We start from the raw sequence: 21,528 nt of genomic DNA on the forward strand, positions 1-21,528 counted from the left end.
GAACGAGAATATGTCTATCAAAAAGAATAAGCTGAAAACAGCAGATATTCTAGTTTCTCTAATTGTAGTAGGGATTATTGGACTTATTATCATTCCATTACCAACGTTTTTATTAGATTTATTGATTATTATCAATTTAATCATGGCAATTAATATTCTGTTAGTGACCTTATTTACTAAAACAGTTTTAGAATTTGCTACGTTTCCTACGCTATTATTAATAACAACAATGTTTCGTTTGGGGTTAAACTTGTCTTCTACGCGTCTTATTTTGACAAAAGGAAATGGTGGGCATGTTATTGATGCATTCGCTAATGTTGTTGCCGGACAAAATTATATTGTTGGAATTATCCTATTCATTATTATCACTGTTGTTCAGCTCGTAGTTGTGACCAATGGTGCTGGTCGAGTATCTGAAGTTTCAGCTCGTTTCACCTTAGATGCAATGCCAGGGAAACAGATGGCGATTGACTCCGATCTGAACACCGGATTAATTACTGAAGAGCAGGCTCGTGTTCGCCGAAAAGATTTACAAAGAGAAGCTGACTTCCATGGTTCAATGGATGGGGCCAGTAAGTTTGTTAAAGGTGACGCAATTGCAGGAATTATGATTACATTGATTAACTTAATTGGTGGAACAATCATTTTTTCGGTAACTGGTGACTTGGGAGTCACTGAAGCTTTGTCGCAATTTGGTAAATTGGCCATTGGTGATGGATTAGTCAGCTCCATCCCCTCATTATTAATTTCAATTGCTTCAGGGGTTATAGTAACTCGTTCTGATAACAATAGTTCATTTGGAATGGATATCGTAGGAGATATGACGCGCAATCCAAAGCTGTTCCAGATTATTAGTGGAATTTTAGTGATATTAGCCTTGGTTCCGGGATTTCCAACGATTCCTTTTCTAGGGATGGCGGCGTTATTATTCTTCCTTAGCCAATTCATCACCCAACAAGAAGAAAAACATATTATTAAACAGCGTAAGGAAGAACAGACACTTGTTTTACAACGAAAGAAAGAACAGTTAGAAGAAGATGATTCAGTTGCTTCTTTCCAAGTAGAACCAATTGCTATTGAAATTGGGTATGGTCTAGTTCAGTTAGTAGATAGTTCGATAGAGAATAGTTTAATGAACCGTATTGTGGCTATTCGTAAACAAAGCGCAAAGGAGCTAGGAATTTTAGTTAACCCTGTTCGTATTCGTGACAATCTCTACTTAGAGCCTAATGATTATTCTATTAAAATCAAAGGAAATGAGGTAGCTAAGGGAGACATTTATGCAAATAAATGGATGATCATCAGCCCAACCAATGAACCGATACCTTTTAACGGAATTTTGACCAAAGAGCCTGCTTTTCAATTAGACGCAATGTGGGTAGACGAACAAGAAAAAGAACTGGCAGATTTACAAGGTTTTACAGTGATTGAGCCATTAACAGTAATTGCAACGCACTTAAAGGAAGTAATCTACCAACATGCGCCAGAGTTGCTTGGCAGACAAGAAGTTAAAAAATTACTTGAAGGAATTAAAGAAAAGTACAACGTTGTCATTGATGAGCTAATTCCGGAGATCTTACGATTGGGAGAAGTTCAAAAAGTCCTGCAAAATTTATTAGAAGAACAAATACCGATTAATGACTTGGCAACTATTTTGGAGACCTTGGCGGACTATGGACTAATAGTCAAAGATACCGAGGTACTAACTGAATATGTACGTCAAGCTTTGAAACGAACAATTGCTACCAAGTATGCAGATGAAAATCATCATCTAAATGTTATTGTAATCCAACCAAAAGTAGAAGAAATGGTTGTGCAAAGCATCCAAAAGACAGCAACAGGCTCTTATCCAATCCTAAAACCTGATCATGTTAATCGTATTTTAGATTCTTTAGCATCTGTTCAAACACAGGCGTTGAGTAATAATCTACCATTTGTTATTCTTGCATCACCTAAAATTCGATTGGCTTTCCGGAAATTAATTGCCTTTAACTTTCCAACGATTGCCGTTCTTTCTTTAAATGAGGTACCTAATGAAATTATTATTGAAACAATCGGTAGTATAGAGATTTAAGTTACCTTCTCGGGTAACATTCGCTGAATAAAAAATGATTGGTTAAAAGCATATGCAAAGGAGGGGATTTTTGATGTATGGAGTGTCAAGAGAAGAAGAAATTATGAGATATCTACCATTAATTGATCAAGTAATCTATCGGTTATCTATTAAGAATGTTGATTATGATTATGACGATTTATTTAACATGGGAGTTATTGGCTTAATGGATGCTCTAAAAAAATTCAATCCAGAAAAAAAAGTTCCATTTGATAATTATGCTAGAGTAAGAATCAAAGGAGCAATTATCGATGAAGTACGTAAACATTCAAAAATATCTCGTTATAAAATAGCTTCTCTAAATGAATATTACTCTGCTAGAAGAGAATTAGAACAAACGCAAAAGCGAGAAGTAACAGATTTAGAAGTAGCTAAGTTTATGAACATTACCATGGAACAACTCAGTGATATTCATGAAAGCCTACATTACTTGGCAAATGTTTCATTAGAAGATACATTGTTCGTTAAAGATAGCGAATCATACTCTGCTTTGAATACTGTTCAAGATATTTCAATAGAATCAGCAGAAGGAAAAGTGTTAAAAGAAGAGCAAGAACGCATCTTAGGTCAGTGTATCCGAAAATTGTCAGAGAGAGAGCAAATTATTTTAAGCCTTTATTATCAAGAAGAACTAACTTTAAAGGAAATAGCAGCTGTTCTAGATATTTCTATTCCAAGAGTTTCCCAATTACATGGGAAGATTTTAATCAAATTGAGGAAGTTAATTGAGGAGGAAAATCAATGATTCGTGCGATAGATACGCTGTCAAGTAGCATTCATTTGCTGCAAAAGCGCCAAGAAACGACCAGTGCCAATCTGGCAAATATCAATACATCTGGTTATCAGGCAACAAAAAATTTTCAGTCTACGTTAGCCGAAGTTCAACTTCATAATTATCAAGGAGGACCTGAAGCTAATAGCCGTCTGGAAATAGGTGGATTCCCTTTTGCCAATCAAATTGATGACACTGTGATTTCTACAGTTTCGGGCGCCACTAGAGAAACCGAAAGATTGACAGACTTTGCTACAAGTAATGGTGGCTATTTTGTCGTTCTTTTAAATAATGGAACACAAGCGTATACACGAAATGGTAACTTTAAATTAAATGATTTGAATCAGTTAGTAACTCAAGAAGGTTATCAAGTCTTAGGTCAAAATAATCAGCCAGTCACTATTGATAAGTGGCAAGATTTACAGGTAAGAGCATTTGAAAATACAGATGGTTGGACGGCTGTTGGAAATACTTATTTTACATCAACCAACGCGGGACAATTAGTGAATGCGGCACAAGTTAAACAAGGTTATTTAGAACAGTCAAATGTGTCTGCTTCAGATGAAATGGTAGCACTGCTGCAAACTTCTCGAGAATTTGAAGCTAATCAAAAAGCATTGAGTTCCATTAATGATACATTAAAAAAAGCAACTAATGAATTAGGTAGAATTTAGAGGGGGCAGCAACAGATGAACATGAACCATCTATTAACCATCAATAAATCCGGAATCAATGGATTACAAAAAAAATTAGATATAACTGCTGCAAATATTGCAAATGTCAATACGGTTGGTTATAAGAAAAATGATACAACTTTTACAGAACTGTTGCACAATGCTAATACACCAGATGAAGTTCGAATAGCAAATGCTGCCACGAACCAATCAGTGAATCGTGGAGTTGCTGTTAGTAATCAAAGTGTCAATTTTATTCAAGGTAGCCTATCATCAACAACATCTTCTTGGGACATGGCGATTGATGGAGAAGGTTTTTTTGGTGTCCGTGATGCAAATAATCAATTATATTTGACTCGTGCGGGTAATTTTCAGCGAGATGCGCAAGGATACCTGAGAACGAATGAAGGGCTTCAGGTCGAAGTGGAAGAAACCATACCACAAAATCAATGGCCAAATGGAGATGCAAGTGTTTCAGCAAATGGAGTAATAATTATTCAGTCAAATGGGCAGTCAGTTACTGTAGGAAGAGTTATTTTGTATAAGCCAGAGAATAATGAAAATCTGAGAAGTGTCGGCAACAATTTATATCAAGCTGTAGATGGTCAAGAATTGATACAGTCAACTAATCAACAGGAAGCATTTGGAAGGACACATAATTATCAGTTGGAAAACGCCAATGTAAATTTAGCAGATAGCATGACCGATCTGATAGTGTCACAAAGAGCGTATTCGATTAATTTAAAAGCTTTGGAAACCAGTGATGAAATGTCCAGTGTCATTAATCGATTCACAGAGTAGCGTAATATGGAGGAGTGGCAAATGATTGAGTTTCATAGAGTAACAAAATATTTTACACAGGTGAATACTCCGATTAAAGATCTCTCTTTTTCGATTAAACAGGGTGAATTTGTTTATTTAGTTGGACCAAGTGGAGCTGGAAAAACATCATTGTTTAAACTAATTACACGAGAATGGACAGCTACGTCGGGAGCTATTCGAGTAGGAAACTATCGTTTGGAACGAATGCGTACAGACCAATTATATTTGTTGCGTAGAAAAATTGGCATGATCAATCAATCGGATCTCTTTTTACCCAATCGAACAATTTACGAAAATTTAGCGTACTGTCTAGATGTACTTGAGATTTCTCGTAACGAACAAGAGTATCTTATTACTGAAGCGTTAGAAGATGTTGGAATGGAAAATTATCAAAAATATTATCCTCATGAAATTTCTGTAGGACAAAGTAAAAAAATTGCTATTGCACGTGCGTTGATCACTAAACCACCAATTATAATTGCAGATGAACCAACAGCTAACCTGGATACGAAGTCAGCTGTTGAAATGATGCGCCTCTTTTTTCGAATTAATCAGCGAAAGACAACGGTGATTGTATCTATGCATGATAGCACGATGGTGAATACTGTACGTAATCGTGTCATTGAATTGAAAAATGGTCAAATTGTCCGCGATGCAAAAGAAGGTGGCTATTCTGAATTTGATGATCCCAAAGATGTATACATCTGGTAATTGCTACTTAAAAATTACATAAAGTAACCGATAATAACACTGTGGCTTGCATCATTTTGTGTGGAGAAAAATGATGATAGTTAATGAAGATAATTTAGAAGGGCGGTTTTGTATTTGAAGAGAAAGTATGTAGTAAGGGGTTATTTAGCAAGTATCGTAGTCATTGGCATGATTTCTTATCTATTATTTCAAGATGGTTCTTTCAGTATAGCTAAGTTCATGATATTTCTAGTAGGAGTAGCTTTGATTTTATTTGTATTTAGTTACCTTTTAACAGGTTCAAAGACTACGAATAATTCAGGTGACTTGTTGACACTGGTGGAAAACGCAGCACAGGGAGATTTTTCTACTTTAACCAACGAGAATTCGGAGAACACACCTTTGCGAGAAGCATTTTTTAAACTGTTAAATACATTTAGGGCAATGATTATTGGCATGCAGGATGAAGAGACCCGTATGAGCGTTCTTGCGAAAGATTTACAAAAAGCGACTAATGAATCTGTCAATACCATGGAAAATATTAAATCATCCATGGCAAATATTACAGAAGATGCATACAATCAAGCAGAAGAAGCTTCACAAACGGTAGCAGAGATGTCTTCACTCTCCACAAGTATTGAAGCTATTAGTAAGAATATCGTACAAATGAATGTCTATGTTAAGAAATCACAAACATCAAATAGAGATAACTTTGATTTGGTGAATCAAATATCGAGCAGTTGGGAAACTGAGCGCAAGGCGCAATCTCAATTGGTAAGAGAAATGAATGCAATGAATACCGATATTCAAAGTATTGGAAAAATCGTGCAATTGATTAACGATATCTCAGAGCAAACTAATTTATTGGCATTAAACGCTTCAATCGAGGCAGCTAGGGCCGGTGAAGCGGGTAAAGGATTTGCGATTGTAGCCGAAGAAGTTCGTAGTTTGGCAGAGCAAAGTAGTGAATCGACTAAGAGTATTCGACAAATTATTGACATCATTCAAAAAAAATCAGAACACGTCGTTTCAGAAGTGACACAATCGTATACGAACGGCGAAGCTCAATCGCAATCAATTGAACAAGCATTGGCATCAGCACAAGTGATTTCTGAACTTGTTGAGAAATTTGTTCAAAGTATTACAGAAGTTCAAAAACATATGAATGAAATCACTGAAAAGAACCAACAAGTTGGGCAATCGATTGAACAAGTAGCATATACAGCTAATAATACATCTGCAAGTACGCAAGAAATCGCTGCGAATCTTGATGCATTCGCTCAAGTTGTAACAGATTTCAATAAGAACGTCGAGGAAATGGAAAGCTTGATCTCTATTATGGAATTTCAAGTATCTAGTTTTAAAATCTAAGAGAAGGAAACGAAGCGCATGGAACAATATGTCATTTTTCAATCAAACCATCAACGATTTGCTATAGTCGTTCAAAATGTGGCCCGAGTAATTGAAGCAAAGCAATTTATTGCCTTGCCAGAAGTAGCTCCATATATCTTAGGCGTCTATGAATTTCAGGAAAAAATGGTTCCTATTGTTGATGTTCGAAAAAAATTATTCCAAAAATTTACTGAATCAACAGGTGAAACTAAAGTTATATTATGTCGTTGGAAAGAGCAGACGTTAGGGTTATATGTTGAAGATATTCTAGGGATTTCCTCACTTGAACCTGCTGTTTACGAAGAAAACAGTTTAAATGCTTCAATTAAACAAATTTATATTCAATCATTCCTAAAAATGGATGATACGCTAGTTATGTTATTAGATCTATCTTATTTTTTCAGTGCGAAACAAGAGCAAGCATTAGTGACACAATTAGAGAACATAAAGGATGACATGCATGGTGAATGCTGAAGAAATTAAAGTAAAAATTTCGGATTATCAAATTAGTCAAGCGCCAAATAAACTAGTCACCGTGGGATTAGGATCATGCATTGGTACTATTATATATGACGAACGTAGTAAAATTGGCGGTTTGAGTCATATTATGCTACCAGATAGCTTACCATTTAGTAATAAAAAAACATTAAAAATAGAAAAATTTGCTGATTTAGCTATTCCTCAAATGGTAGAAGAAATTAGGAAAAAAGCACCTAACGCTCGACTAAAAGCGAAAATCGTTGGGGGGGCAAATATGTTTGGTTTTCATACAAAAGCGACTTCTATAGCCGTGGGAGCACGAAATATTGAAGCAGTTGAGGTTGTCTTAAAGGAATTAAGAATTCCAATTATTGCTAAAGAAGTGGGTGGTAGCGCAGGAAGAACGATGATTGTTGATTTAACCAACTTTGAGACCGCTGTTCGAATCGTTAATCACCAAGTAGTTATAATCTAAAAGGGGGGACGCATAAATGATAAAAATCTTAGTAGTGGATGACTCTGCTTTTATGCGTAAAGTTGTCACAGATTTGATTACTGATTTTCCAGATATGGAAGTGGTGGGTACCGCTAGAAATGGCAAGTACGCTTTGCAATGGTTAGAAACCAATCAAACAGATATGATTTTAATGGATGTTGAAATGCCAGTAATGAATGGGATTGAAGCATTAACCAAAATTAAACAAGCTTATGCAGTTCCTGTTATCATGTTAAGTTCATTAAGCACCAAAGAAATAACAATTGAAGCTTTAGCACTAGGAGCAGCAGATTTTGTTGAGAAACCATTAAATTTGATGTCTATTAATCAAGAGTGGGTAGCTGATTTTTCTGAAAAAATTCGGAGTATTTATCAAAAAAATAGAGGGACAGATTATGAGCACTCATCTGTAATCAATGCGTTTAAACAATCCGCTGTTAGTGATAAGAAGTTACCTACAAAGATTGATGCACTAGTCATTGGAGCTTCTACCGGAGGACCGCGAGCGCTGTTAAAAGTTATTCAACACTTGCCACCACGATTACAAATACCCGTATTTATTGTGCAGCATATGCCAAAAGGATTTACTGCTTCTTTTGCTCAAAGGTTAGATGCTGAAACAAGAGTAACGGTAAAAGAAGTGACGGATCAAATGGTCATCGAAAATTGTGTGTATCTGTGTCCAGGGGATTATCATATGACTATCAAAAATAATTTACTGCAATTAAATCAGCAGCCTAAATTACATGGAACAAGACCAGCCGTTGATTATCTTTTCTCATCAGCTGCTAGCCGGTATCGTCAAAATCTTGTAGCTGTTTTATTAACGGGCATGGGACGTGATGGCGCAGCAGGCATGAAGGATATCAAAAATTATGATGGCTATACTATTGCTCAAGATAAAGAATCGTCTGTTGTATTCGGAATGCCTAGATACGCTATTGAACAGAAGGTTGTGGATGAAGTGTTAAGTTTAGATAAAATTGCGAAAAAAATTCGGGATATAGTAAGGTGACAGGATGGAAAAAGACTTTGAATGGTTTAATCATTGGGTAGAAAAAAACTTAGGAATTCAACTGCAGTCCTATAAAGAAAGCCAGATGCAACGTCGTATTTTAAATATTATGAATACAACTGGAGCTAAGAATTTAAAAGAATACAGTGAACAAATTCAAAGAGACAGTGAGATTAAACAAGCGTTTTTAGAACATATTACTATTAACGTGAGTGAATTTTATCGTAATAAAGAGTTGTTTGACACATTCGAAAAAGTTTTTTTAAAAGAAATTGTACCGAAGTTTTCATCAATTAAAATTTGGAGTGCAGCCTGTTCAATTGGAGCGGAACCTTATACATTAGCAATGATTTTAGAAAAAAATAAGCTTAAACAAGCAACCATTTTAGCGACTGATTTAGATGATAAGATTTTAAGCAGAGCCAAACAAGGTGTGTATCGTTTACAAGAAGTTCGTAATGTTCCAAAAGAGATGAGTATTCGTTATTTTTCGCAAAAAACCACTAGCAAAGAGACACGCTACGAAGTCGTACCAGAGATTAAACGTAAAGTTACTTTCCGTAAACACGATTTATTGAAAGAACGCTATACTGATGGTCTGCAAGTCATTGTCTGTCGGAATGTTACCATTTATTTTAAAGTGGATGCTCGGGATCAAGTGTACCAAAAATTCAGTGATGCCTTAGTACCAGGAGGAATACTATTTACTGGAGCCACCGAAACCATCAATTACCCCGAAAGAATTGGGTTAAGGAAAATTGATTCATTTATTTATCAAAAAATGTAAGTAAGGGAGTTGAATGAATTGGATGATAACAGTGTTTACCGTACACTTTTTTTCGAAGAAACGGATGATCATCTACAACAGTTGAATGAACACGTTTTACAATTAGAAAGTCACCCTGAAGATAGTGAACTATTAGATGATATTTTTCGTTCCGCACATACACTAAAAGGTATGGCAGCGACTATGGGTTATGACGTTATGACAAAATTAACCCATAAAATGGAAAATATATTTGATTTATTTAAAAAGAAAACTATCCCAGTAACGAGCGATCATATTTCTTTAGTGTTTCGCTGTTTGGATCGTTTGAGTTTGCTTGTAGAAAATCTACGTGAGGAACAAGAATTACAAGAGAACCAAATCACTGATTTATTGGCTGAACTTGATCAAGTAGAAAATGTTGGCGTAAAGCAAGAAGTTGGCTTGACATTAACTGAAGAGCAGGTAGTAGCCCAGGAGGAAGTGACCAATGAATTACAGCATTACTTTCTCAATTTAGAGTCAGCTGATCAATTGGTTGTAAACAAGGCACAAGCAGAAGGTTACAATAGCTTTATCATTGGTATCCGTATTGATTCTGAATCTATGTTGAAAGGGCCCAGAGCTTTCTTGGTAATGGAGAAGCTAGAACGAGAAGGGGATATCTTACATACGGAACCGCCAACAGATGAATTAGAAGAAGGCAATTTTCAGTCTGACTTTTATGTATTATATTTAACCAAAGAAACAAAAGAACAAACGATAGCTAATATTTTGAGTAATAGTGAAATTGATGAAGTATTTGTTGAATCATTCGATGCTCAAGAGCATATGAAAGATGTAACTGATATAGCAAGTTCAGGAATTACTCTGAATACGGTAAGCGAGGTACAATCATCAGCAACAACCAATTCTGCACCAACAGCAATGACGCAAAGTGTCCAATCGGGGGGTGTAGCAACTAAAGCTGTTGAAAGTGTGGCTACGCATACAGTGACACATAATCAGTCCATTCGAGTAGATCTAAACCGTTTGGACTTGTTCTTAAATCTTGTATCGGAATTAGTAGTCTATCGTAATCAATTGGAAGATGCAAGTAATCGTTCTAAGCTAAATGAAATTAAAGATTCGTTGGAACAAGTTTCACGCTTAACTTCGGAGCTACAAGATTTAGTTTTGAAAATTCGTATGCAACAAGTTAGTGTAGTATTCAGCAGGTTCCCGAGAATGGTTCGAGATTTAGCAAACGAGTTGAATAAAGAAATGGAATTAGTGATTCTTGGAGAAGAGACGGAATTAGATAAGACCGTTGTCTCTGAGTTAAGTGAACCGCTCGTCCATTTATTACGAAATTCAGCTGATCATGGCATTGAGTTACCAGATATTCGTGAAAAAATGGGGAAATCGCGCAAAGGGACAATTACATTAGCCGCTGCACAGGAAGGGAATAGAGTAGTTATCACGATTACCGACGATGGAAAAGGATTGGATCCAGTTATCATCAAAGAGAGTGCTGAAAGCAAAGGGATTGATACGAGCAACCTATCAGATGAAAAAATTCAACAACTAATTTTTCATCCTGGTTTTTCAACAGCAAAAGAAGTAACCAATATCTCTGGTCGTGGAGTGGGGATGGATGTCGTTCAATCAAAAATTAACCAGCTCGGAGGAACGATTGAACTAAGGAGTGAAGTGAATAAAGGAACAACTTTTCTAATTAAACTGCCGTTAACTTTATCAATTATTCAGGCATTAATGGTCCGTATTAGTTCAGAAATTTTTGCTATTCCATTAGATATCGTTGAACGAGTAGTTATGGTATATGAATCTGACATAATAAAAACAGCAAATCAAGAAGTTTATGAATTTCAAGATGAATTAATTCCAATTATTCGAACCGATGAATTATTACAGTTAGAACCATATGAAGAGCAAAAGAAGTTTGCGATTATTGTAAATATTGATCAAAAATACTATGGTATTTTATCAGACGAATTAATTGGTCAACAGGAAATAGTTATCAAGAAAATCGATAGTGTATTGCAACAGATTAATAAGTATCAAGGAGCGACAATTTTAGGTAATGGCTCGATTGCACTGATACTTGATATTAATGCAATATGTCACGAAAAAAGGGAGCAATTATGACCTATACGGCTTTAGAAATGGATGCTCTAAAGGAAATTATTAATATCGGAGGTGGACATGCGGCAACTAGCATCTCACAATTAGTAGAGAAGCGTGTTGATATGCATGTTCCCGAAGTAGCTATCCGGACTTACAATGAATTGTATCAACATCTTTGGCAAGATGATGAAGAAGTTTATGCAGTTGCTTGTCCAATCAAAGGGGAAATCGATGGTATTTTTTTATTCATTATGACTAAAAAAGCTGCTGATCAAATGACATGTTGGTTGACGGGAACGGATGATGCGTTAGCTGAAGAAATCAAGATTTCAGCCATGCAAGAATTAACGAATATTGTATCGAATTCATTTTTGAATGCAATCACTGAATTTATAGGTGTAAATTTGTATGGAGCATTACCATCAGCTTCATTAGATTATTTTGGAGCTATTATTAGCAGTATTTATCTAGCGTTTGATCAATACGATGAACAAGTTTTATGCATCCGTAATGAGTTTACCTATGAAGATCAAGAATTAGATACGTCATTATTTTTAGTGCCAGGTGTGGGAGCACTTGAGACACTGTTTCAATCATTAGGAATATAAAGGAGACCACAAATATGAAAAAAGTTTTAATTGTAGACGACGCAGTATTTATGAGAATGAAACTAAAAGATATTCTAGAAAAAAATGGCTATGAAGTCGTAGGAGAAGCACAGAATGGTCAAGAAGCATTTGAAAAATATCAAGCGAGTACACCAGATTTAGTTACAATGGATATTACTATGCCTGAAGTAGATGGTTTAGAAGCGTTAAAACTGATTCGTAATTTTGATGGTAATGCCAAAGTAATTATGTGCAGTGCTATGGGACAACAAGGAATGGTTATGGATGCAATTCGAGCTGGCGCAGTTGATTTTATTGTAAAACCATTTGATACAGATCGGGTAATTAAAGCAGTCGATAAAGCTCTTTCCTAGAAAGGGGAACTAATTAGTATGATGCAAATGATTTTATTTACCATGAATCAACAATATTATTTAATTTCAGCAGCCTCAGTCGAAGAGGTGATTGATACTGTGACAATCACTAAGGTGCCACTTGCATATCACTGGATTGAAGGATTAATTAATTTAAGAGGAACAGTGATGACTGTTATTGGGTTGGCTGAACTAATTGGTGTGACTAGATCCAAAGAGAATCGGAATATTTTGATTATGAAAAATGATGAAGAAAAAAAAGGACTACTAATTGAAGAGGTAGTCGAAGTAGTTGATATTGAACCTGCAGACATCCAATTAACTAGTTCAGATGACCAAGATTACTATGCGGGAGTGATTTCTTTCCCAGATAAAGTAGCCAATATTATCGACGTAAATCATTTGATTTTTTAGTAAGTGAGGGAAAAAAATGGACCAAGTGTTGACACAACAAGAAATTGATATGCTTTTGAATGCTATGTCAAGTGGCGAAATTGACCAAGAAGAGACCACCAGAGAACCAGAACAAAAGATAAGAAATTATGATTTTAGAAGACCCACCAAGCTATCCAAAGAGTATATCAATACATTACATATGATTTTTGAAGATTTTTCTAAAATATCAAGTAGTGTTTTGTCAACATTACTGAGAACCAATGTTTCCTTGCAATTAGCAACTATTGATCAAATTAGTTATGATGAGTTTATCCACTCTATTCCCAAGTTTACGTTGGTAGGATTATTGAAGTCTGCACCTTTAAACGGAATACAAATAATCGAATTGAATCCGCAACTTTGTATGTTATTGGTCGAACTTCTATGCGGAGGATTAGAAGTTCGCCAATCCAATAAAGTAGATTTACCAGATTTGAATGAAAAGAAAAATTTTACCGAAATTGAACTAGCTATTTTGGAAGATGTGGTGGCACGATTGGCCCAAGTATTTCAAAATTCATGGAAAGAGATTATTCAAATAGATACTGTACTTGAAGGTTTAGATGTAAATCCACAACTTATGCAGAATATGTCACCAAATGAACCAGTAGTGTTAGTGACATTTACAGTTCGTATTTTAGAAACAAGCACGTTTATCAATCTATGTATTCCATATGTATTTTTTGAAGCTATCACGGATAAGTTGAGTTTCCATAACTGGTTTGACTCAAATCAAGCACCATCTGAAGAAGATAAACTAGAGATACAAAAGGGAATGAATGTAGTACAACTCGAATTAGAAATTCTGTTAGGAAATGTTTCGATGAAACTTGCTGATTTCTTACAGTTAGAGATAGGGGATGTAATCAAATTAGATAAAAAGATTACGGAACCTTTAGAAACCTATGTTGAAGGGAAGCCATATTATTTTGTTCGACCAGGTCAAACAGATCAACAAATGGCAGTTGAATTACTTGAACGAATGGAAGGAGACCAACTCTTATGAGTGAAAGCTTAACACAAGAACAGATTGATGCGATGTTAAATGGAACAACAACGCAAGAGGCACCAACTATAACAGGTCCTTCGGTAGATGAGCGAACAAAGATCGATATAATTGGAGAAGTCGGTAATATTTCGATGTCCCAGGCTGCCACTACCTTATCTTCCATTCTTAATCGGCGTGTGAGTATTACGACACCAAAAGTAAAAAAAGTTGAATTTTCGGAAATTCTATCTGGTTTATCTGCACCGAAAGTTGCGACAGCAGTTGAATTTAAAGAAGGGTTGTTTGGTTCTAACCTAATGCTTTTAGAAGTTAAAGATGCTATTATTATCGCTGATTTAATGATGAGTGGAGATGGTACAACAAAAAATGAAACATTTGGCGAGTTGGAACTTAGTGCTGTTTCTGAAGCGATGAATCAGATGATTGGTTCTGCTTCGACGTCGATGGCGACCATGATTAATCGAAAAGTAGACATTCTACCACCAGTCGTTAATGTTTGGAAAAGTACGGAAAATGTCAACTTAGATGATTGGGATGAAGATGAAGAATTATATCGCATCTCTTTCTCTTTAACAGTAGAAGGCTTGATTGAGAGCGAGATTATGCAAGTCTTTAATCTTGATGTCGTCAATGATATTGTTGCGGCGATGTTATCGGATGAAGCGACGGTAGTCCAGAGAGAACCAAAAATGCATAAAGAGGATATTCCAGTGAAACCTCGACCGCAGAAAGTACAAGAAGAAATCGGTACTACGTCAACTTTGGAAACTGTCCCAGCCAAGAGTAATGTAGCTGTTCAAAAACCCGTGTTCCAACAACTTAACTTACAAAATGTTACAGAAGGTAATAACCTTGATTTGATTATGGACGTACCTTTAGAGTTGAGTGTTGTACTAGGACGTGCGAAACGATCAGTCAAAGACATTTTGAGTATGAGCACCGGATCGGTAATTGAATTAGATACGTTGACTGATGAGCCTCTTGAAATTTTATTAAACGGCAAGTTGATTGCTCGTGGGGAAGTTGTTGTCATTAATGAAAGTTTTGGTGTCAGAATTACTAATATTCTCTCGCAAAAACAAAGAATATATAATTTACATGATTAAATCAAAAAAGTTAAACATTTTTGTTTAACTTTTTTTTTTTTTAGCCGATAATGAGATTAGAAGAGTAAGAAAAAAGGGGGGTATCCCATGAAAATCGAACGTGGCTATCAAAAATATCAACAAAATGAATTCGCACAAGCAAATCGTTCTTCCAAAGCAACTCAACTTGGTGCATATAGACAAACAGAGAACAAAAATGTCAATTATGATTTGTCAGAGACAACAAAGAATTTACAAAAAACTGCAAAAACTTTGGAACAATCACCCATAAATACCGAGAAAGTTGCCGCGTTGAAAGTAGCTATCAAAAATGGTACTTATCAAGTTGATGCAACAGCACTAGCGAAGAAAATGCTTGCAGCGGATGAGTAGAGGGAAATAGATGACTGAGAAAGAATTTTTAAAAGAGCTGAATCAGTTTTACCACTTGCTAAAAAAAGAGAACCAAGCATTGATCAAAGATGATGGAGAGACCTTGCTGTCAATTGTTGAGCAAAAAGAGTCAATGATTTCTGTTTTTGAGGCTTATGATGGACCGGTTCATGGAAAAGTGCAGGATCGATTGTTAGCCATTCAGACAGTACAAGAAGAGAATTTATTGCTAACAAACCAAGCGTTAAGTTACCAAAAAATGTTCATGGATACTATTCAGCAACAACTAAAGAAAAATAATACGGTGTATGCACCAAACAATCAGCCGTATCAAATATCAGCTGCAACAATCATCAATCAAGATATGTAGAATTATAGAGGAGGTGCCAGGATGGTTGGGTTATTCGGAACATTGGGAACAGCAACAAGTGGCTTAAATGCCAATCAAACAGCGTTACAAACTGCCAGTCACAATATTGCAAATGCTAATACTGATGGATATTCGCGTCAACGAGTAGGATTACAAACTCAAAATCCTTATCATGTAGCGGGAGTGGGTGCCATTGGAACAGGAGTGAAAGTCGCCAATGTTCAGCGCATTACTGATGAATTTATCGCCGGACAAGTCCGCCAGGCAAACAGTAACTATCAAGCGCAAGAACAAAAGGCCGATACTTTAGGTCAACTAGAAAGTATTCTAAATGAACCTTCTTCTGATGGTTTAATGAATGCTTTAAATAATTTAAATGATTCATGGACGAAGCTAGCTAATAATCCTGAGCTAGATACAGCTAAAACATTGGTTGTTGAGAATGCTAGTTCATTTTTAGATATTTTACATAATATTAGTAAACAAACGACACAGCTTCGTAGTGATACGACGGATTCAATCGAAAAATCGGTGTTAGACTTCAATGAAAAATTAAAACAATTAAAAAATGTGAATATTGAAGTATTCTCACTTATGCAACAAGGGGAAACACCGAATGATCTGCTTGATACACGAGATTCACTATTAAAAGATTTATCGGGTCTGGCTTCGATTTCAACATCGTTTGATCAATTTGGTCGAGCAACGGTTGAATTAGATGGTCAGACCTTACTAGACTCTGCACATTATCAAAAAATCGGTGTAGTAGTTGCTCAGGATGAGAATGGCAATGCTATGATTTCTGAAGATGGTAATGCTTTAGCAGGGAATATTACCAGTAGTCAAAAAATCCCTGTCGGAACATTGGTTATTGCTCCGAATAACGCTACCACCTATACCGAAGTTAAGACATCCGGGGGTAGTATTGGTGGGAAACAAGAAGCGTATACATCCATCGATGAACGCTTATCTGAAGTGAATCAATTTACTGAGATGCTTGCACGGTCAACCAACTTAATTTTTACAAACGGTGCAAGTGAAACAGACGGATTCTACAAGTTGGATTCGAATAAGCAACCAGTTAGCCAAAGTCTAACAGTGAATGAGACGTATGCGAAAAATCCGACAAGCATGAAAATTGGTAAAGAGAGTGACTCGTCTATCGGGGATGGAAGCAAAGCTTTAGCAATTTCCCAATTAGCAACAGTTAAGTTGGGCAATCCATCAGAGCTTAAGGCTGTCTTTGATGCGAATACGTTAAGTTTTACAACAGCATCTGATGGCATGACGGTGGCAGGGTTCTTTAATACAGTAGTCACGAAAAATGGGATTGCCAAGCAACAAGCTGATAATGGTGCCAAGGCACAATTATCTGTTCTTAATCAACTAGAATATAAGCAACAATCCATTTCGGGCGTATCAATGAATGAAGAAATGTCCGATGTGATTCGATTCCAACAAGGCTTTCAAGCCAATGCTCGAATTATTTCCGTCGTATCGGAAATGCTTGATACTTTGATAAATCGGACAGGGGTGTAATGTAAGTGAGAATTACGAATGGGATCACATACAATGAGTTTTTGAAGAACTTTAATACCAACGCAACAACGGTTCAAAAAACATTGAATCAGCTATCCAGTCTTAAGAAAGTGAACCAAGCATCAGATAATCCGTTACTTGTATCCAAAATTATTGATTTAAATAGCTCAATTTCACGGAATCAAACATTTGGACAAACCATCAAAGATAGCTTGTCTTGGGTGAATACTCAAGACAGTTCATTGGAGGCTGTGGGTAATTCAATGTTACGTATTCGTTCTTTGATTCAATCAAGTGCCAATGGTGGCACTATGGGAGAAGAGGAATTACAAGCCAATAAGACTGAGATTGGTCAAGAAATTCGCTCGATTATCGACAGTCTGAACACGAGTTATGATGGTCGCTATATTTTTAGTGGACAGAACACAACGACTAAGCCATTCTCATTGAACGAAACCAATGGTGAAATTACTGGTATTACTTATCAAGGATCGACTACCAACTTATCTCGCGAGATTGCATCAGGGGTTACTATTGATTTGCCTACCAATGGGGAACAAGTCCTAAATAATGGTACCGATGGCAAAGGACTCAGTGAGTTCTTCAATGGAATCTTAACAGCGGTAGATACGGGAGACACAAGTAAACTAAGTGATACCTATCTAAAAGAGATTGATGAATATCGTACGAATGTGACCAATATGCGTACCCAGATAGGTGCTATTAGTAACCGTCTGCAGTCTTCTTCAAGTCGCAATGATACTCAACAGATTCAATTAAAAGAAAGTTTATCTGAAAATCAAGATGTTGATGTAGTTCAAAAATATTTGGAATATCAAAATCAAATGGTAGCATATCGCGCAACTTTGGCGATGGGAACTAAGATTATGCAGACCTCAATTCTCGATTACTTATAAGTAACAGAAAACGAGAAAAAATAAATAAAAAAATAAAAAAGACTATTAACTTGAATGAGAAACGTCCGATATATATGTCAGAGAGATAAATCTCAAATAAAAATTTACTGGAGGAATCACCCATGAGAATTAATACAAACTCAGCAGCGTTAAACACCTATTCACGTTTAACTTCAGCGAATACATCAAAAAGTAATTCGTTAGCAAAATTATCTTCAGGTCTACGTATCAATAAAGCTGGAGACGATGCAGCAGGTTTAGCAATCTCTGAAAAAATGAAAGGTCAAATCGGTGGCTTAAAACAAGCCAAAAGCAATGCTCAAGATGGTATTTCATTGATCCAAACTGCTGAAGGTGCTTTAAATGAAACACATTCGATCTTAGGTCGTATGCGCGACTTAGCTGTTCAAGGATCAAACAGCACATTAAGTGATGACGATCGTGGCGCAATTACAAAAGAATTTTCAGCGTTAAGAGATGAAATTGATCGCATTAGCTCAACGACTCAATTTAATACAAAGAGTTTATTAGGTGGCGATGAAAAAGATTCAACTAAAGCTTCAACTTTTACTTTCCAAATTGGTGCTAATGCCAATCAAACGATTGACGTTAATATCAAAAGTATGAGTGCAGGTTCTTTAGGTGTTAAAAATTTGGAGATTACGCAAGCCAAATCTAAAGCAGATATACAAAAAGATTTTGATGCAGATGCAACTACTAAATATAAAGATGGCAAAGCAGATAGTACTGGAACGGACACTGGTGCAACTTTGAGAGCAGCTCTTGATAGTGCTCAAAAAACATATGATGGAGCAGATACTGCTGGCAAAGCCCAAGCAAAAACAGATCTGGATAAGGCTCAAACTAAGTACGATGATGCATTAAAATCATATACTGCTGCTGCTACTGATCCTAAAGACAATACAATTACTAAAATCGATGCAGCAATTAAACAAGTTTCAGATCAACGTGCGGAAATCGGTGCGGTACAAAACCGTCTAGAACACACAATCAATAACTTGGGTACTTCTCAAGAAAACTTATCCGCAGCGAACTCTCGCATCCGTGACGTAGATATGGCAGAAGAAATGATGAGCTTTACGAAGAGCAATATCCTTTCTCAAGCTGCAACTTCTATGCTGGCACAAGCAAATGCAATGCCAAACAGTGTATTAAGCTTATTACAAGGTTGATTCTTACACATAAGGTTATTCTTGACAAAAAACCGTGACTCACGGTTTTTTGTTGCATACATAAATGTTTCTGAGGAAGTAGGGATTTTGTATGATTATTCAACCAGTTTCATCGATTCAACCAACGCCAGCCACTCAACCAGTCGAAGGGGTTGTTCATAAAGAGCTGATGCAACAGACAACAGATCAAGGGCACAACTCTTCGGAAGAGTCGCATACAGCAGATAAAGAGCAAGAGCTCAAAATGCTAGGCAAGAAAGAAGACCCTCTGGAAGCGACGATTGCACAGTTAAATCAAAAGTTGTTAGGTCGAGATATGAAAATGCAATTTCGTATTCATCAGCGGACGGGTTATACGTTGGTTCGGTTGGTTGATATGCAAACGGGCGATATCATCAAAGAAATCCCTCCGGAAAATATGCTAAATGTTATTGGTAAAATTTGGGATGATATGGGGATTGCTGTAGATAGAAAGGGGTGAGAGTGTATGGCAAGTATAACAAGTAGTTCAGGGATTAGTACGACGTTGGGTAGTTATTCGGGTGTCACATCAGATGATATTGAGAAGTTATTATCTGCTGATACAACAAAGAAAATGTTGGCCCAAAATAAAATCACTACAATTAATGATCAAAAAACGGCGTGGAATGATGTTCGGACACGACTGAACTCTTTATTAAGTAAGGTTGAAGAACTACAAAAAGCAGAGACGTTTGCAACTAAAAAAGTTACCAATTCTGATGAGTCAATTGCATCCATCACGACAACTGCTGATGCCGCTGAAAATGATTTTAGTCTCAAAATAACACAGTTAGCGACGACTACCAAGCTAATTGGAAATAAGCTTAGTGATAGTAGCAAGACGGCTTTGGGAATTTCAGGCTCATTCTCATTAACAAACAGTCAGGACAAAACTTTTACTTTTACTGTTGAAAGTACCGATACATTAAAAAGCCTAACCGATAAGATTAATGTGGAAACGAAAAACTCTGCTATTTCAGCATCAATTATAGACAACCGCTTAGTGTTAACTTCAAGTACCACTGGGGAACATGCAATCACTGTTGCTGGAGAGAGTGCGGATGCTCTGGGAATTTCTAGCACGAAAAAGGCATCTTATAGTTTAGGCCAACAAGCTGAATTTGAATTAGATGGTTTAGCACTAAAAAGTGATAGTAACTCAGTGTCTAACGTTGTGGAAGGGGTAACTTTTACCCTGAAGAAGGCGAGTACGGATTCGACGACTATCAAAGTGACTACTGATACGGATAAGACGGTTCAAGCTGTCAAAGACTTAGTTTCACAATATAATAGTACGATGAGCTTCATTAGTGACAATTTAAGTGTCGGTGATCCCAGTAAAGAGTCAAATACGACAGGAAAATTACAGGGAGATAGTACCTTAAGAAGTTTGCAAGAGCGATTAAGTAGTTTATTTACATCAAGTGCAGTGACAGGAACGTCCTTGAAAGCCAATGATGTAGGTATCTCATTAATTGATCGAGATGGTACACTAGGCTTGGATGAAGACAAGTTGAAAAAAGCCTTATCGGAAGACGGGAACGCGGTCAAAAACTTCTTCTATCAGACCGATGGAGCGAAGTCGACCATTGCTTCGACTAGCAATGTTTCGGAAACTAATGGCTATACCGCGGTCCTAAAGAAGTTAGTTGATGGGTATCTAGTAGATACAACGGCAAATAAAGGTATTATAGCTACGAAGGCAGCAACTTTTGACTTGGCAATTAAAGACCTAAACAAACAAATTACTCGGTTTGATGAAATTTTGACTATGAAACGTGACCGCTATGTTGATATGTTCACACGTCTTGACCAAGCTATGATGGAAGCTGAATCACAATTGAGTTACTTTACCACCCAAGCATCTTCTAATGGTTAATCGAGGTGAATAAATAATGTCAGCAGAGCAAGTATATGATAATCAAGGATTATACCAGTTACGTGAGATGTTGCGTAGCTGCGAGGGTTCTTTAGATCATATCGAACAACTATTAGTTACAACACATGAGAAATTGAGTCAGCTTTCCGCAAAAGAAATTTCGGATTGTAATTCTCAGAATCCACAAATAGTTATCGATATAGTGACTAGCTATCAGCAATTGATTAAGCAGATTGATCGACAAAAAAAAGAAGCATTACAAGAAATACAGCAAGTTCAAAAATCAGCAAGTATTGTTCATTCCTATGTGCAACGGGAAGAATCTGCTAGTTTTATTGACCTTGATTTATAAGGAGAA

The 21,528-nt window shown here is 36.4% G+C and carries 24 protein-coding genes; all 24 read left to right on the forward strand.

Features of this window, described 5'->3' with window-relative positions; translation table 11 throughout:
• Positions 1–10: 10 nt before the first annotated feature.
• Positions 11–2,074 (forward strand): flagellar biosynthesis protein FlhA, encoded by a 2,064-nt coding sequence (gene flhA, locus NE257_RS07235; protein ID WP_420871140.1) that lies wholly within the window; start codon positions 11–13, stop codon positions 2,072–2,074.
• Between the two features lie 73 nt (positions 2,075–2,147).
• Positions 2,148–2,858 carry a sigma-70 family RNA polymerase sigma factor gene (locus tag NE257_RS07240; protein ID WP_251869417.1) on the forward strand — a complete coding sequence of 237 codons (711 nt, stop codon included), beginning with the start codon at positions 2,148–2,150 and terminating at the stop codon, positions 2,856–2,858.
• Entirely contained in the window at positions 2,855–3,559 is a 705-nt protein-coding gene (locus tag NE257_RS07245) for a flagellar hook-basal body protein (protein ID WP_251869385.1), read from the forward strand. Before NE257_RS07240 ends, NE257_RS07245 begins: the two co-directional genes overlap by 4 nt.
• Before the next feature lie 15 nt (positions 3,560–3,574).
• Complete coding sequence (locus tag NE257_RS07250; RefSeq protein ID WP_251886112.1) at positions 3,575–4,360, forward strand: flagellar hook-basal body protein; 786 nt, start codon at positions 3,575–3,577, stop codon at positions 4,358–4,360.
• A 21-nt stretch (positions 4,361–4,381) separates the two neighbouring features.
• On the forward strand, positions 4,382–5,092 hold the full coding sequence (locus NE257_RS07255) for a cell division ATP-binding protein FtsE (protein ID WP_251869388.1): 711 nt from the start codon (positions 4,382–4,384) through the stop codon (positions 5,090–5,092).
• 114 nt (positions 5,093–5,206) lie between these two features.
• Positions 5,207–6,442, forward strand: a complete 1,236-nt coding sequence (locus tag NE257_RS07260) for a methyl-accepting chemotaxis protein (RefSeq protein WP_251869389.1) — start codon at positions 5,207–5,209, stop codon at positions 6,440–6,442.
• Between the two features lie 18 nt (positions 6,443–6,460).
• Positions 6,461–6,937 carry a chemotaxis protein CheW gene (locus NE257_RS07265; RefSeq protein ID WP_251869390.1) on the forward strand — a complete coding sequence of 159 codons (477 nt, stop codon included), beginning with the start codon at positions 6,461–6,463 and terminating at the stop codon, positions 6,935–6,937.
• Positions 6,924–7,418 carry a chemotaxis protein CheD gene (locus NE257_RS07270; protein WP_251869391.1) on the forward strand — a complete coding sequence of 165 codons (495 nt, stop codon included), beginning with the start codon at positions 6,924–6,926 and terminating at the stop codon, positions 7,416–7,418. Before NE257_RS07265 ends, NE257_RS07270 begins: the two co-directional genes overlap by 14 nt.
• 16 nt (positions 7,419–7,434) lie before the next feature.
• On the forward strand, positions 7,435–8,454 hold the full coding sequence (locus tag NE257_RS07275) for a protein-glutamate methylesterase/protein-glutamine glutaminase (RefSeq protein ID WP_251886113.1): 1,020 nt from the start codon (positions 7,435–7,437) through the stop codon (positions 8,452–8,454).
• Between the two features lie 4 nt (positions 8,455–8,458).
• Positions 8,459–9,241, forward strand: a complete 783-nt coding sequence (locus NE257_RS07280; protein ID WP_251886114.1) for a CheR family methyltransferase — start codon at positions 8,459–8,461, stop codon at positions 9,239–9,241.
• A gap of 18 nt (positions 9,242–9,259) precedes the next feature.
• Positions 9,260–11,368 carry a chemotaxis protein CheA gene (locus NE257_RS07285; RefSeq protein ID WP_251886115.1) on the forward strand — a complete coding sequence of 703 codons (2,109 nt, stop codon included), beginning with the start codon at positions 9,260–9,262 and terminating at the stop codon, positions 11,366–11,368.
• Positions 11,365–11,955, forward strand: coding sequence for a chemotaxis protein CheC (locus tag NE257_RS07290; RefSeq protein WP_251886116.1), 591 nt, complete (start codon positions 11,365–11,367; stop codon positions 11,953–11,955). Before NE257_RS07285 ends, NE257_RS07290 begins: the two co-directional genes overlap by 4 nt.
• 14 nt (positions 11,956–11,969) lie before the next feature.
• The gene (locus NE257_RS07295; protein WP_251886117.1) at positions 11,970–12,329 is read left to right on the forward strand and encodes a response regulator; all 360 of its coding nucleotides are present in this window, start codon (positions 11,970–11,972) and stop codon (positions 12,327–12,329) included.
• A gap of 21 nt (positions 12,330–12,350) precedes the next feature.
• Positions 12,351–12,743 (forward strand): chemotaxis protein CheW, encoded by a 393-nt coding sequence (locus NE257_RS07300; RefSeq protein ID WP_251869419.1) that lies wholly within the window; start codon positions 12,351–12,353, stop codon positions 12,741–12,743.
• Positions 12,744–12,759: 16 nt separating this feature from the next.
• On the forward strand, positions 12,760–13,770 hold the full coding sequence (fliM, locus tag NE257_RS07305; protein ID WP_251886118.1) for a flagellar motor switch protein FliM: 1,011 nt from the start codon (positions 12,760–12,762) through the stop codon (positions 13,768–13,770).
• The gene (gene fliY, locus NE257_RS07310) at positions 13,767–14,879 is read left to right on the forward strand and encodes a flagellar motor switch phosphatase FliY (RefSeq protein ID WP_251886119.1); all 1,113 of its coding nucleotides are present in this window, start codon (positions 13,767–13,769) and stop codon (positions 14,877–14,879) included. The genes fliM and fliY overlap by 4 nt, the downstream gene beginning before the upstream one ends.
• An 87-nt stretch (positions 14,880–14,966) precedes the next feature.
• Entirely contained in the window at positions 14,967–15,251 is a 285-nt protein-coding gene (gene flgM, locus NE257_RS07315) for a flagellar biosynthesis anti-sigma factor FlgM (protein WP_251886120.1), read from the forward strand.
• Between the two features lie 10 nt (positions 15,252–15,261).
• Positions 15,262–15,621 (forward strand): flagellar motor switch protein, encoded by a 360-nt coding sequence (locus NE257_RS07320; protein WP_251886121.1) that lies wholly within the window; start codon positions 15,262–15,264, stop codon positions 15,619–15,621.
• A gap of 21 nt (positions 15,622–15,642) precedes the next feature.
• Positions 15,643–17,160 (forward strand): flagellar hook-associated protein FlgK, encoded by a 1,518-nt coding sequence (gene flgK / locus NE257_RS07325; protein WP_251886122.1) that lies wholly within the window; start codon positions 15,643–15,645, stop codon positions 17,158–17,160.
• Between the two features lie 5 nt (positions 17,161–17,165).
• Complete coding sequence (gene flgL, locus NE257_RS11685; protein ID WP_251886123.1) at positions 17,166–18,077, forward strand: flagellar hook-associated protein FlgL; 912 nt, start codon at positions 17,166–17,168, stop codon at positions 18,075–18,077.
• Positions 18,078–18,199: 122 nt separating this feature from the next.
• The gene (locus tag NE257_RS07335) at positions 18,200–19,270 is read left to right on the forward strand and encodes a flagellin N-terminal helical domain-containing protein (protein WP_251886124.1); all 1,071 of its coding nucleotides are present in this window, start codon (positions 18,200–18,202) and stop codon (positions 19,268–19,270) included.
• A 91-nt stretch (positions 19,271–19,361) separates the two neighbouring features.
• Positions 19,362–19,751, forward strand: a complete 390-nt coding sequence (locus NE257_RS07340; protein ID WP_251886125.1) for a flagellar protein FlaG — start codon at positions 19,362–19,364, stop codon at positions 19,749–19,751.
• Between the two features lie 6 nt (positions 19,752–19,757).
• Positions 19,758–21,170 carry a flagellar filament capping protein FliD gene (fliD, locus tag NE257_RS07345; RefSeq protein ID WP_251886126.1) on the forward strand — a complete coding sequence of 471 codons (1,413 nt, stop codon included), beginning with the start codon at positions 19,758–19,760 and terminating at the stop codon, positions 21,168–21,170.
• A 16-nt stretch (positions 21,171–21,186) separates the two neighbouring features.
• The gene (locus NE257_RS07350; RefSeq protein ID WP_251886127.1) at positions 21,187–21,522 is read left to right on the forward strand and encodes a hypothetical protein; all 336 of its coding nucleotides are present in this window, start codon (positions 21,187–21,189) and stop codon (positions 21,520–21,522) included.
• Positions 21,523–21,528: the final 6 nt, after the last annotated feature.

The organism is Enterococcus italicus, from assembly GCF_023743875.1.
GTDB classification, from domain to species: Bacteria; Bacillota; Bacilli; order Lactobacillales; family Enterococcaceae; genus Enterococcus_G; species Enterococcus_G italicus.